This window comes from Cryomorphaceae bacterium (assembly GCA_007695365.1).
GTDB lineage: Bacteria > Bacteroidota > Bacteroidia > Flavobacteriales_D > SKUL01 > SKUL01.
The window spans coordinates 23,829-36,661 of record REDV01000123.1 but is presented as its reverse complement, the minus strand read 5'-3'; the positions used below and the strand labels follow the sequence as shown (position 1 = coordinate 36,661).

Sequence of the window (12,833 nt, the reverse complement as noted above, 5' to 3'; positions counted from 1 at the left end):
CCAAAAAGTAGCAAGTTTGATGCTACATTTGTTTGAACTGAAAATCCTTTCTCAACATGAAACGTTTCAAAGAGTTTACATTGCTTACCATTATAGCAATCATTACAGCTACGGCATGTGTTCCGGGAAGGCAGTATGAAGAGGTTAAGGCGCACCGTGATCAGCTCCTTGCCGAACAGGAGAGTCTGCGGGCAAAAAGTAAATCGGTCACCGAAAGCTCCAAAGACATGGAAGTGCGAATTGAAGCCCTTGAACGACAGGTTCGGTCCTTACGCGAAGATACAGCCATGTTGGGAACGTCTAATCGCAAATTGCGCGGCCAGTACGATAAAATACTGTCGCTCAATGATCAGCTTCTTGCAAAATCAGACCAGATGCGCGGAGGAGCAGAAGAAGAACACCGGAAATTACTGGTAGAACTCGACAATGTGCGTACGCAATTGGAGCTGAAAGAAGATCGCCTGGATAAACTGGATCGCGACCTCAAGGCCAAGGAAGCCTCACTGGCCGAAAGAGAAGCCAAAATCAAAGAGCTTACCGACATGCTGGAAGAAAAAGAAGCTGCCATGAGCAGCCTCAAAGACCGCATTGCATCTGCGCTGGCCGGTTATGAAGACAAAGGCCTGTCGGTAGAGTACAAAAACGGCCGCGTGTACGTGAACATGGAAGCCAAATTGCTCTTTGCCACCGGAAGCACCGAAGTGGGAAAGGAAGGTCGCGAGGCCATTAAAGACCTGGCGCGTGTGATTTCCGAACAGGAAGACCTCAGCATTCTGATAGAAGGCCACACCGACACCGATAAACTGTCGTCATCACGCCATCCGCGCGACAATTGGGAGCTCAGTGTGCTGCGTGCCACCGAAGTGGTAAAGATCATGCTCGAGAATTCCAGTATTCAACCGGAGCGCTTGATTGCTGCCGGTCGCAGTGAGTACATCCCGATTGATCCCGACGACAAAGCGCGTAACCGTCGTATTGAGGTTGTCCTTACCCCCAATCTCGACGCAGTGATGGAGCTGCTCGATTAGGGTTTAGCGAAGCTCCAGCCCATATCGGCTAGACCATTACTACCAGAAAGTAATTGCGTTTTCCGCGCTGCAGCAGCACGTATTTGTTGTTGATGAGATTTTCTGTGCCGATGATGGCGCCTTCTACAACTTTTTCCTTGTTCACACTGATGGAGTTTTCCTTCAATGCCCTGCGCGCTTCTCCGCGCGAAGCGAGAAAACCACTATGGTCGGAGAGCAATTCAACGATTTCAACTCCGTTTTCCATTACACTGCGCTCAACCGTTTGTTGAGGCACGCCGTCAAAAACTGACAGGAAATCAGATTCGCTCAGACGCAATAAAGCATCCGACGTAGCCTTTCCGAACAGAATTTCCGAGGCCTCCTGCGCCGCGGCAAGATCTTCCGCCGAGTGAACACGCGTGGTCATTTCCTCGGCCAATGCCTTTTGAAGGGTTCTGAGGTGTGGCGCTTCAGCATGGGTTTTCTCCAGACTTTCAATTTCTTCGCGACTTTTTAGTGAAAACAGGCGGATGTAGTTGCTCACGTCGTCGTCGCTGCTGTTGAGCCAAAACTGGTAAAACTTGTAGGGCGAGGTTTTCTCCCTGTCGAGCCACACGTTGCCGCCTTCACTTTTTCCAAACTTCGACCCATCTGCTTTTTTCACCAGCGGAGCGGTCAGCGCGAAAGCCTCACCGGCGCCCATCCTTCGAATCAATTCTGTGCCTGTTGTGATGTTTCCCCATTGGTCAGAGCCGCCCATTTGAAGCTTTACGCCGCGGTGTTGCTTCAGGTGGTAAAAATCGTAGCCCTGAATGAGCTGGTAGCTGAACTCCGTAAACGACATGCCCGTTTCGAGCCTGTTTTTCACCGAATCTTTGGCCATCATGTAGTTGATGGTAATGTGCTTGCCTACATCCCTTATAAAGTCCAGAAAACCAAGGTCTCGAAACCAGTCGTAGTTGTTCACTACTTCTGCGCGGTTGTTGCCTTCGGTAAAATTCAGGAACCGCTCCAACTGCTTTTGCTGGGAGAGCAGGTTATGCTCTATTTGCTCAACAGAAAGCAGTTGACGTTCTTCGGTTTTGCCCGAAGGGTCGCCCACCCGCCCGGTAGCGCCGCCCACAAGTACCATGGGTTTGTGTCCGCAGCGCTGAAAATGGGTGAGCAGCGTAATGGGGATGAGATTTCCGATGTGAAGCGAATCGGCTGTCGGGTCGAAACCTACATATCCGGTGGTCATTTCCTTTTGGAGTTGCTCTTCTGTTCCGGGCGTCATGTCGTGAATAAGCCCGCGCCATCGCAATTCTTCCACAAAGTTCTTCATGATCAAGCTTTCAATTTGCGGCAAAGATAGCTTTGTATCAGCAATGGCTGCGATTTTGTGCGAACGAGGCGCTTTCGGGTCAATGTGTATTTTTGTAGCCCTTCGCATTTGGCAAATATCTCCGCGGGGAGACGTTGACATCCATAGCTGCGGAATTTCAAAACCATGATTGAAAGCAAACCACGTGTGTCGGTGATTGGCGGCGGAAGCTGGGCCACCGCTATCATGAAAATGCTCACCGAAAACCTCGATGAGGTTTGCTGGTGGATGCGTAGTGAAAGTAAACTCACCTATATCAAGGAATTCGGACGCAACCCTCGCTACCTGCCCTCGGTAAAGTTCGATACCCAAAAAATCCTGCTTACCACCGATCTGGCACATGCCATGCAATGGGGCGACATCATCATCATGGCTACTCCATCGGCTTTTGTGTACGACCTTTTTAAGGATTTCGATTGCAAAGGTTACGAGGACAAGGTCATGGTTTCGGCTATTAAAGGAATCATTGCTGCCTACCATGCCATACCTGCGCGTTATTTCCACAAGCAGTTTGGCGTTCCCTACGATTCCATTGCCATGATCAGCGGCCCCTGCCACGCCGAAGAAGTAGCCATGGAAAGGCTGTCGTACCTCACCATTGCCTGCAGCGATTTGAGCAAAGCCGAAATAGTAGCCAAAGTGCTTGCAACGCGTTACATCCACACCACTACTTCCGACGATTTGTTCGGTACCGAGCTGTCGGCAGTGATGAAAAATGTGTTTGCCGTGGCCAGCGGAATCTGTCATGGCCTCGGCTACGGCGATAACTTTCAGGCGGTGCTCATGTCCAATTCTATTCTGGAAATTGAACGCTTTGTGGACGCTGTGAACCCCATTCACCGGGATGTGAAAACTTCGGCCTATCTCGGCGACCTGCTGGTAACCGGCTACTCTCAGTTCAGCCGAAACAGAACCTTTGGTAGCATGATTGGCAAAGGCTATTCGGTAAAATCGGCCATGATGGAAATGAACATGGTGGCAGAGGGTTACTACGCGGCAAAATCCATCATTGAAATGAACAAAAAGTTTCAGGTTGATTTGCCCATTTGCCATGCAGTGTACAACATTGTGTACGACAACATCGCTCCGTCTATCGAGATGAGCATCCTTTCGGACAAGCTTGTCTGAGACTGGCCGCCCACCGTAAAAACCCTTAGCTTTGCGCCTGTCAAACTATGGCGTCTATGAATCCAACACCCCATCCGGTTACCATTCTCGATTGCACCCTTCGCGACGGGGGCTATTATACCCAGTGGGATTTTAGTGAAGAGTTGGTCAATCAGTACTTTGAGTCCTTCAACCATTTACCGGTTTCTTATCTGGAAATCGGTTACCGCAGCCAGCCCCTTAAACCCTATTTCGGCAAGTATTTTTACTGCCCGGAGTACGTGCTGCGCCATGCGCGTGAGGCATCCGGAAAAAAGCTGGCCATCATCCTCAATGAGAAAGACTTTCGCGCAGAGCAGGTGCCTGAGTTACTTGGCCCTGTGCGCAGCTACATTGATTTGGTGCGCATGGCGGTGGATCCTAAAAACATGGACCGTGCTATTGTGCTGGCCCGCGCAGTGAAAGAGCTGGGCTACGAGGTGGCCTTTAACGTGATGTATATGAGCACCTGGAAATCGCTTCCGGGCTTTATGGATGGCTTGCACGCGGTGAATGATGTGGCGGACTACTTCTACCTCGTTGATTCTTTTGGCGGTGTGTACCCCGAAGATGTGGCTGAGATGATGGAGCTTGTAAAGTCACAGGTTACCGTTCCCATCGGTTTTCACGGACACAACAACCTTGAACTTGCGTTGGTAAACACCCTCACTGCCATCGCTCACGGGGCAAGCATTGTGGATGCCACCGTAACCGGAATGGGTCGCGGGGCGGGAAATCTCAAAACGGAGCTATTGCTCACGGCCTTGAATGCCCGCAACGGCTTGCACGTGGACTTCAATAAGCTGAGTGGCGTGGTAGATGCGTTCGAAGCCTTACAGGCTCAACACGGCTGGGGCACCAACCTTCCCTACATGGTCTCGGGGGCCAATTCGCTTCCGCAAAAAGACGTGATGGAGTGGGTGAGCAAGCGCTACTATTCATTCAATAGTATTATACGGGCGTTGCAGAACCAAAAAGAGGGCATCGAGGACAATCAAAGGCTTCCCGTATTTGCCCCGGAATCAGGCATTAAACGCGCGGTCATTGTGGGCGGAGGCCCCAGCGCCCAAGCTCATGCTTCGGCTATCAAGGCGTGGGTGCAGCGAAACCCCGGAACCTGCGTCATTCATTCCAGCTCGCGCAATGCGGGCCATTACCTCGACCTGGACGCAACCCAGTACTTTGCGCTGGTAGGCAGCGAAGGTCACAGGCTGGAGGCTTTGTTCAATAGCTTTGGAGCCTTTAACGGCACCTGCATTTTACCTCCATTCCCACGTAAGATGGGAACCTATATTCCGTCCATCGTCGAAGGTCGTACCTTTGAACTGCCTTCGCTCTCATCTGAGCAAATGCCTTCGGACTCATCAACCATCATCGCCATAGAAACGGCCCTGGCACTTGGGGCAGGTCAGATTTTTGTGGCCGGATACGATGGTTACAGCGAAACCAAAATGGGCGAGAAAGAGCAAGCGCTATTTCTTGAAAACAACCAGATGTTCGCGGCCTACCGTTCTCGGGGCGTTGAACTGAAATCTGTTACCCCCTCCAAGTACGACGCGCTGGAAGTTCAGTCGCTCTACAGCCTGTTGATTTGATGGAGTTTCTCGTAGTTATACCGGCCCGCCTAAAAAGCACCCGGCTGCCCGAAAAGCCGCTCGTGAATCTTTGTGGGCAATCCATGATTGAACGAACCTACCGGCAATGCCTCAAAGCACTGCCCGAAGACCAGGTAGTGGTTGCCACCGACCACCCCAAAATTTTTGACCATTGCGAGGAGCGCGGAATGCGCGTGCTGATGACACCCGAAAAATGCCTTACCGGTACCGACCGCGTGGCGGCTGTGGCGAAAGAAATGGATGCGTCGTTTTACGTGAATGTGCAGGGTGATGAACCCCTTTTCAATCCGGAAGATATTACCCGAACCGTAGAAGCTGCGCGGAACCACCCGGGTGAGGTGATCAATGGTTTTGCACCGATTTCGGATGAGCATTCATACCGTAGCACCTCAGTGCCGAAGGTGGTACTGCGCCCTGATGGCCGTTTGCTGTACATGTCGCGAAGCCCTATTCCCGGGCACAAGCAGAATGAATTTTACAGGGCATGGCGCCAGATTTGCGTCTATGCCTTTCCAAAAACAGCCCTGATGGACTTCGCCTCACGAAACCAAAAAACGCCCCTTGAAAGTATGGAGGATATAGAAATCCTGCGCTTCCTTGAGATGGGTTACGAAGTTCGGATGATTGAACTTTCGCAAGATTCCATCGCTGTTGATACACCGGAGGACGTTGAGCGTGTAATTGCCGAAATAAAGCGTAGAGAACAGTGAGTGATAAGTCTAATATCCATCACTACGAAACCCTGTTGTGGGATTTTGACGGCGTGATTCTAAACTCCATGCCCATTCGCGACCGCGGGTTTGTGCGGGTGCTGGAGGATTTTCCGACAGACCAGGTTGAATCACTGCTGGCCTATCACAGGAAAAATGGAGGCTTGTCGCGCTACGTGAAGTTCCGCTACTTTTTTGAAGAAATTCGCGGTGAGGAATTGTCGGACGAGCGTTTGGCAGAGCTGGCCGCAGCTTTTTCGCGCATCATGCTCGAGGAACTCGGAAATCCCGATTTGCTCATTCAACCCACGCACCGGTTTTTGGAGCGAAAGCACAACGACTTCGCAATGCATGTAGTGTCGGGTTCGGATCAGCAGGAGTTGAGAAAACTTTGCGACATCCTGGAGCTTAGTCATTTCTTTGAGTCCATTCACGGGTCGCCAACACCCAAAAAAGAGTGGGTGGGCCGCTTGATGGAGCAGCATGGCTACACACCGCAATCTACAGCCCTGATAGGCGATTCCATCAACGATTACGAGGCCGCTGCGGCGCACGGCGTCGATTTTCTTGGCTTCAATAATCCAGCGCTCGAGGATATTTCGGTGTACTACATTCGCGATTTTAACTGCTTGTAATGCAGCTTCAAAAGCCACCGGTTTCTGAGCGCTTTCTTGCCTCTTTTGATGACCCCGGCGTTTTTGACTGTGAGGGCTTCAACTTGCTGAAGGTAGCCCAGGATTCAGTGTTTCGGCGAATAGGTGAACATGACCGGACTACCTACATCGGCCAGTCTTTTGCCAAAATCTCTCTGCGTCTTTTTCTTTCGAAGTTACGCGCCAGACTTCGTGGAGTTCGTGGTCTTCATCGGCCCCGAACGAAGAAGAAGCCGGATTTAATGTACCTTGTTCCTCCGAGGTTTGTTGATGTAGAAGGGGTTCTGAAACATCAGTATTTGAGCAAATTAACAGAAAAACTGAAAAGAGAAGAGTACTATGTGGTGTATTTGCGGGGCAAGGCGAACGGCGAGCCCTCTGCGGATGCGCATATAGGAGAAATTATTGCTTCGGGGAGAAACCTCAAACTGAATGCGCATGACAGAAAAATGATATCTGGGTTCAGGCGTATTTTGCAGAGAGTTCCTGAAAGAACCACCTTGACCAGGGAGGATGTAAGGCACATTGAAGCTGGTCTGGATGAATTCTGGCAGGCCTACAGGGCTGTGCGCGCTTATCTTGAGCTAACAGAACCCAGTATGGTAGTGATGGCCCCCGGCTATTATACCGAGTATTTTATTGCTGCTGCACGAAGCCTGCAGATCAAGGTGATAGAGTTGCAGCATGGAGTCATTACGCCTGCTTCACATTTTTACGTCTATCCTCAAAAAATCAAACCGGTGGCAAAGCGGGCGCTTTTTGCCGATGAGGTTTGGCTTTTTGGCAACTACTGGAAAGAGCAACTTCAACAAGGGGCGGAATACGAACCCGGACAAATCAAGGTTTTCGGCGATTACTTTTTGCGCAACCCGATGCCGGGGCAAGATGCAGATGAATTAGCGCGATTTTCTGAAAAGTACTCTACCAGGGTTCTCGTTGGCACCCAAAACTTGCGTCACGTCGCATTTAATGAGTTGATTGGCTCCTTGTCAAAAAGGTACCTTAAGGAGAACCCGGAAACAGGTATAGTGATTAAACTGCATCCGGCCGAAGCCCCCGCGCTATATGCTGATGTGACAGGTTTGCCCAATGTGCTTGTGTGCTCCTCAAGCCTCGACTATCTTTACGGAAAGTGCCAGTACTACGTGAGCATGTACAGCAATACGCTGTTTGAAGCCACAAGATTCCCCGGGTTGAAGCGGGCAGTGTTACACTCAGATAAAATGGCCGCGTTTGTGGAAGCCATTGCTGCATTGGGTGTAGCGGCAAAAATGCACGCCGATGAAGACCCAATGAAACTTGATTATCCTTCTCAAGCGTTTAATCCGGACCATTTCTTCCAAAAGGAGCTCAACCATGAATTACTGCAAGTTCTGAACCCGAATGCGGTTTAGGACTGCGCGAGGTGCTTCAATATCACCCTGGCCCTTGCCGGTCCCACAACTTCGGCCAGTTCTTCTTCTTTGGCCCCGGCAACGCGCTTTACCGATTTAAACGCGCGCAGCAGTTTTTGCGCCATGGACGGACCTATGCCGGGAATGTCGGTGAGGGATGTGCCCAAGGCATTCTTGCTTCTCAGGTTGCGGTGGTGCTCAATGCCAAAGCGGTGAGCCTCATTGCGCAGGTGCTGAATAACCTTGAGCGATTCAGAGGTTTTGTTCAGATACAGCGGAACCGGGTCGTCGGGGTAGTAAATTTCTTCCAGTCGCTTGGCAATGCCAATCACCGCAAGCTTGCCGATAAGTCCGAGTTGCTCCAGGCTCTCCACCGCTGCGCTGAGCTGCCCTTTACCACCGTCTATAACGATCAGTTGGGGTAGCGATTGTCCTTCGCGCATTAGCCGTGCGTAGCGCCGATACACCACTTCGCGCATGGAGGCGTAGTCATCGGGGCCTGTCACCGTTTTGATGTTGAAGTGCCGGTACTCCTTTTTGGAGGGCTTGCCATCGCGAAATACCACGCAAGCTGCCACCGGGTGAGTTCCCTGCATGTTGGAGTTGTCGAAACACTCAATATGCCGCGGAATTTCCTTAAGGCGGAGGTCATTTTTGATTTGCTCCAGCACGCGGTCTTTGAAGCGCGAGGGGTCGGTAAATCGCTCCTGGCGGTGTTGATCAAGCATAAAGTACTTGGCGTTGCGCTCGCTCAAATCCAGCAGCTTCCTCTTGTCGCCCCTTTGCGGCACCACCCATTTTACGCCGGGCAGCGTTATTTCGGGCTCAAAAGGAACCAGAATTTCCGGTGCCTGACTGGCAAAACGCTGCCGGATTTCGGCAATGCCTATTTGCAGTAGCTCCTGATGCGTTTCTTCGAGCCTTTTCTTTATCTGCAAAGTATGCCCCTGAATCACCGCTCCGTTGGCCACTTTCAGGAAGTTCACGTAGCCGGCATTCTGGTCGCTCACCACGGTAAATACATCCACGTTGTGTATGGATGGGTTCACCACGGTTGATTTACTGCGGAATTTCTCCAGTGCTTCGAGCTTTTCCTTGCACTCCTGCGCCTCCTCAAACTTGAGCTCTTCGGCGAGTTGCTTCATGCGGTTCTTCAGGGTGCTTACCACTACCTGCGCATCCCCTTTCAGGATATCGGCCACTTCGCGGATGGATGCATTGTAGTCATCTTCCGATAACAAGTCTTCGCAAGGCCCCAGGCAATTACCAATGTGATACTCCAAACACACCCTGTAGCGGCGTTGCTTTACATTTTTTTCGGTGAGCGGAAATGCACAGGTTCGAAGCGGATACAGTTGCTTGATGACATCCAGCACGGTGTGCATGGCTTTTACCGAAGCATAGGGCCCGAAGTACTGTGAGCCGTCCTTCAACAGCTGACGGGTGGCAAACACTCGCGGAAAACGCTCGTTGCGGATACAGATCCACGGGTAGGTCTTGTCATCCTTCAGCATCACGTTGTAGCGCGGCTGGTGCTTTTTAATCAGGTTGTTTTCGAGCAGAAGCGCATCATATTCATTGTCAACTACAATAAATCGGATGTCGGCAATGCGCTTCACCATCAGCCGGGTCTTGCCGCTATGGCCGCCGGCTTTCGTGAAATATGATCCTACCCGGCTACGCAGATTGACCGCCTTCCCGATATACAGAATCTTTCCTTCGGAGTCGTAAAACTGGTAAATGCCCGGCTTGCGCGGAACAGCAGCTATTTTCGCTTCGAGCGACATATCGCAAAGGTAAGGGTGAATATTGAACCAAATTTGAACTATCAGCGGAAAATTGTCTACCTTTGTTTAACATTTGAACAAGAAACGCTAAACACTTTCCCTGGCAGCGTTGTTTCCTTTGAACAAGATATACCGCAATGAACTCAGCACCTGCAGCACAGTATTCCATTAAAGACCTGGAGCGGCTTTCCGGCGTGAAAGCACACACCATTCGCATGTGGGAGCAGCGCTACAACCTGCTTACCCCGCTGCGGAGCGACACCAATATAAGGAACTATTCGGGAGATGAATTGCGAAAGCTCCTGAATGTGGCCGTGCTCAACCAAAAGGGCCTGAGGATATCCGATATCGTAAAAATGAGCCCCGACGAAATCAACGCGCGAGTGGTGGAGTTTACAAGCGATTTTGGTGATCATCGCGTGCAGGTAGAGGGGCTTGTAATTGCCATGATTGACCTCGATGAGGCGCGTTTCAATCACATCCTCGCAGGAAGTGCCCTCAGAATCGGTTTTGAAAACACCATGCTTCAGGTTATCTATCCCTTTTTCAAAAAAGTGGGCGTGCTCTGGCTCACCGGAAGCATCAACGCAGCACAGGAGCATTTCATCTCCAATCTGATCAGGCAAAAACTGGTGGTTGCCATTGACTCCCTGCCCGGTCAGCGCCGTCCCGATGCGCGCACCTTTTTATTGTTCCTCCCCGAAGGTGAACTCCACGAAATGGGACTGCTTTTTCACAGCTACCTCATTCAAAGGGCCGGACACAAAGTCATTTATCTCGGTCAGTCCGTGCCGCTTAAAGACCTCGAAGAAGTAATCCGTATCCAAAAACCGGATGAGTGCGTTACGGCCCTCCTTTCCTACAATGCCAGGGAAGATATCGAAGCTGTATTACGTGCTATTGTGAAAGTTACGGGTGAACTTCCGGTACACGTAGTGAACTCCTTTCAGCGCGATTTTTCTTTCGATGCGCCATCCACGGTGCACTTTTCCGAGTCCGTACAGGATTTTAAGACCGCGCTTTAACAGCGTTTAATCAGCATGTTTTCAGGTGATGGGGGTGAGTCCACCCAAATTTAACAGAAATTTTGTTTAACCATCCTTGGAAATCATTAAACAGTGTTGTACGTTTGTTGAACAAATCACCAAAAACGTTAAACAAATGACATTCGACTTTAATCAAGAGGTAATCGAAGCGCAATCATCTCTCAAGGGATTTGCCTACAAGTTTACCGGCGACGAGGAAGAGGCCAAAGACCTTCTTCAGGAAACCATGTACAAAGCGCTTTCGTATCGCTCAAAATTTAAAAAGGGCACCAACCTGAAAGCGTGGTTGTACACCATCATGAAGAATACCTTCATCAACAACTACCGCAAGGCAGTTAGAGCCAATACCATTGTGGATACTACCGAGGAGAACTTCTTCCTGAACCAAACCAAAAGTGCAAACGACGATCACCCGGAGTCCATGTTTCACCACCGCGAGGTTTCTGATGTGGTGAGTGAGCTGGAAGACACCTATCGCATACCGTTTATGATGTACTTCAACGGTTTTCGCTACAAGGAAATAGCTGATGAGCTGGGTCTCCCTATCGGTACGGTAAAAAGCCGGATCTTTCTGGCGCGGCGTAAACTAATGCTATCTTTGCCGCACTACCAGTACAATGACCAGGACTAAAAGCGCAGTTGTAATCGGTGCGGGGTTTGCAGGGCTCTCATCTGCATCGTATCTCGCCCAGCAGGGCTTTCAGGTAACCATTATTGAAAAACTTTCCGAACCGGGGGGTAGGGCAAGGTTGTATAAAGAAAAGGGTTACACCTTCGACATGGGCCCTAGCTGGTATTGGATGCCGGAAGTATTTGAGCAGTTTTTTAACGATTTTGGGCACAAAACTTCCGATTTCTACCAGCTTATTCAATTAGACCCGGCCTACCGGGTCTTTTTTAGTGCCGATGAATTTGTGGACATTGCCGCAGACGCTGCCGCACAGGAAGCACTTTTTGAGCAATACGAGCCCGGAAGCGGAGCCAAACTGCGCGCCTTTCTCGATGATGCAGCCTTCAAGTACCAAACAGGTATGGGTGAATTTGTGCACAAGCCCGGCCTCTCCATCTTTGAGTTTGCAGATATCAAGGTGCTCAAGGCACTCTTTAAACTCGATTTGTTCAGCTCCATCCGCAAGGAAATCCACAAGAAATTCAAGAACGAGCGTTTGCGCCAGTTGCTGGAGTTTCCGGTGCTGTTTCTCGGAGCCAAACCGGGCGATACACCAGCACTTTACAGCCTGATGAACTACGCTGACCTGCGCCTCGGAACATGGTACCCCATGGGAGGCATGCACATGGTGGCCCGCGGAATGGCTGAAGTGGCCCGCAAACAAGGTGCTGAATTCAGGTTCAATGAAGCGGTGACCAAAATTGTAGTTGAAAGCGGCAAGGCAGTTGCCGTTGAAACCGACAAAGGCACCTACCCCTGTGATGTGCTTGTAGGCGCCGGTGATTACAACCATATTGACCAGAAATTACTCGAAGCGCCCTACCGAAACTATAGCGAGAAATACTGGAACACCCGCGTAATGGCACCATCCAGCCTGCTGTTTTACCTCGGGGTGAACAAGAAGCTCGACAACCTTCTGCACCACAACCTCATTTTCGATGAGCCTTTTGATCAGCATGCGGAAGAAATTTACGACCGTCCTCAATGGCCCACCAAGCCCTTGTTGTACGTGTCATGCGCCTCCAGAAAAGACCCCTCGGTTGCACCCGAAAACGGCGAAAACCTGGTGATCCTCATTCCTGTGGCGATTGGCCTTGAAGACACCGACGAGGTGCGCGAAAAGTACTTCAATTACGCCATGGACAAACTGGAGCGTTTTTGCGGAACCTCCATACGCGATCATATTGAGGTTAAAGCGTCGTACGCACACCGCAACTTCGTGGAAGACTACAACAGCTTTAAAGGTAACGCGTACGGTTTGGCCAACACCCTGCTGCAAACGGCTGTGCTCAAGCCCTCGCTCAAAAGCAAAAAAGTAAAGAACCTCTACTTTGCCGGTCAGCTTACGGTGCCGGGCCCCGGGGTGCCTCCCACCATCATTTCCGGAAAAGTAGTTTCGAAGCAGATTGCCCGCGAGCAGCGCTGAGCAGAGTCACAA

The 12,833-nt window shown here is 50.7% G+C and carries 11 protein-coding genes; 9 read left to right on the top strand and 2 right to left on the bottom strand.

Annotated elements, in window-relative coordinates:
- Positions 1 to 56 precede the first annotated feature (56 nt).
- Positions 57 to 1,028, top strand: coding sequence for a hypothetical protein (locus tag EA392_12870; protein TVR37411.1), 972 nt, complete (start codon positions 57 to 59; stop codon positions 1,026 to 1,028).
- Positions 1,029 to 1,056: 28 nt separating this feature from the next.
- On the opposite strand, the gene EA392_12865 is transcribed toward EA392_12870, so the two are convergent.
- Positions 1,057 to 2,334, bottom strand: coding sequence for a tyrosine--tRNA ligase (locus EA392_12865; GenBank protein TVR37416.1), 1,278 nt, complete (start codon positions 2,332 to 2,334; stop codon positions 1,057 to 1,059).
- Positions 2,335 to 2,499: 165 nt separating this feature from the next.
- Between EA392_12865 and EA392_12860 the strand changes: the two genes are divergently transcribed.
- The 5 genes from EA392_12860 to EA392_12840 all read left to right on the top strand — a co-directional run bounded on the left by EA392_12860 (position 2,500) and on the right by EA392_12840 (position 7,892).
- A complete protein-coding gene (locus EA392_12860) occupies positions 2,500 to 3,501 on the top strand; it encodes an NAD(P)H-dependent glycerol-3-phosphate dehydrogenase (GenBank protein ID TVR37410.1) in 1,002 nt (333 codons plus the stop codon).
- Between the two features lie 56 nt (positions 3,502 to 3,557).
- On the top strand, positions 3,558 to 5,114 hold the full coding sequence (locus EA392_12855; GenBank protein ID TVR37409.1) for a hypothetical protein: 1,557 nt from the start codon (positions 3,558 to 3,560) through the stop codon (positions 5,112 to 5,114).
- Positions 5,114 to 5,845 (top strand): 3-deoxy-manno-octulosonate cytidylyltransferase, encoded by a 732-nt coding sequence (locus EA392_12850; protein TVR37408.1) that lies wholly within the window; start codon positions 5,114 to 5,116, stop codon positions 5,843 to 5,845. The genes EA392_12855 and EA392_12850 overlap by 1 nt, the downstream gene beginning before the upstream one ends.
- A 68-nt stretch (positions 5,846 to 5,913) precedes the next feature.
- A complete protein-coding gene (locus EA392_12845; GenBank protein TVR37415.1) occupies positions 5,914 to 6,480 on the top strand; it encodes an HAD family hydrolase in 567 nt (188 codons plus the stop codon).
- Entirely contained in the window at positions 6,480 to 7,892 is a 1,413-nt protein-coding gene (locus EA392_12840) for a hypothetical protein (GenBank protein ID TVR37407.1), read from the top strand. Before EA392_12845 ends, EA392_12840 begins: the two co-directional genes overlap by 1 nt.
- Here EA392_12840 and uvrC read toward each other — a convergent pair.
- Complete coding sequence (gene uvrC / locus EA392_12835; GenBank protein TVR37406.1) at positions 7,889 to 9,679, bottom strand: excinuclease ABC subunit UvrC; 1,791 nt, start codon at positions 9,677 to 9,679, stop codon at positions 7,889 to 7,891. The two genes, EA392_12840 and uvrC, sit on opposite strands and share 4 nt — an antisense overlap.
- Positions 9,680 to 9,816: 137 nt before the next feature.
- On the opposite strand from uvrC, the gene EA392_12830 reads away from it, so the two are divergent.
- From EA392_12830 to crtI, 3 genes are all read left to right on the top strand, one after another.
- A complete protein-coding gene (locus EA392_12830) occupies positions 9,817 to 10,704 on the top strand; it encodes a MerR family transcriptional regulator (GenBank protein TVR37405.1) in 888 nt (295 codons plus the stop codon).
- Positions 10,705 to 10,840: 136 nt separating this feature from the next.
- Positions 10,841 to 11,356 (top strand): sigma-70 family RNA polymerase sigma factor, encoded by a 516-nt coding sequence (locus EA392_12825; protein ID TVR37414.1) that lies wholly within the window; start codon positions 10,841 to 10,843, stop codon positions 11,354 to 11,356.
- A complete protein-coding gene (gene crtI, locus EA392_12820; protein ID TVR37404.1) occupies positions 11,343 to 12,821 on the top strand; it encodes a phytoene desaturase in 1,479 nt (492 codons plus the stop codon). Before EA392_12825 ends, crtI begins: the two co-directional genes overlap by 14 nt.
- Positions 12,822 to 12,833 lie beyond the last annotated feature (12 nt).

What these genes read in the sequence shown, in the direction of transcription:
- EA392_12845 (TVR37415.1), top strand. Translation starts at nt 5,914, where the DNA reads ATGCCCATTCGCGACCGCGGGTTTGTGCGGGTGCTGGAGGATTTTCCG.
- EA392_12855 (TVR37409.1), top strand. Translation starts at nt 3,558, where the DNA reads ATGAATCCAACACCCCATCCGGTTACCATTCTCGATTGCACCCTTCGC.
- EA392_12865 (TVR37416.1), bottom strand. Translation starts at nt 2,334, where the DNA reads ATGAAGAACTTTGTGGAAGAATTGCGATGGCGCGGGCTTATTCACGAC.
- EA392_12825 (TVR37414.1), top strand. Translation starts at nt 10,841, where the DNA reads ATGACATTCGACTTTAATCAAGAGGTAATCGAAGCGCAATCATCTCTC.
- EA392_12840 (TVR37407.1), top strand. Translation starts at nt 6,480, where the DNA reads ATGCAGCTTCAAAAGCCACCGGTTTCTGAGCGCTTTCTTGCCTCTTTT.
- EA392_12860 (TVR37410.1), top strand. Translation starts at nt 2,500, where the DNA reads ATGATTGAAAGCAAACCACGTGTGTCGGTGATTGGCGGCGGAAGCTGG.
- uvrC (TVR37406.1), bottom strand. Translation starts at nt 9,679, where the DNA reads ATGTCGCTCGAAGCGAAAATAGCTGCTGTTCCGCGCAAGCCGGGCATT.
- EA392_12850 (TVR37408.1), top strand. Translation starts at nt 5,114, where the DNA reads ATGGAGTTTCTCGTAGTTATACCGGCCCGCCTAAAAAGCACCCGGCTG.
- EA392_12870 (TVR37411.1), top strand. Translation starts at nt 57, where the DNA reads ATGAAACGTTTCAAAGAGTTTACATTGCTTACCATTATAGCAATCATT.
- crtI (TVR37404.1), top strand. Translation starts at nt 11,343, where the DNA reads ATGACCAGGACTAAAAGCGCAGTTGTAATCGGTGCGGGGTTTGCAGGG.
- EA392_12830 (TVR37405.1), top strand. Translation starts at nt 9,817, where the DNA reads ATGAACTCAGCACCTGCAGCACAGTATTCCATTAAAGACCTGGAGCGG.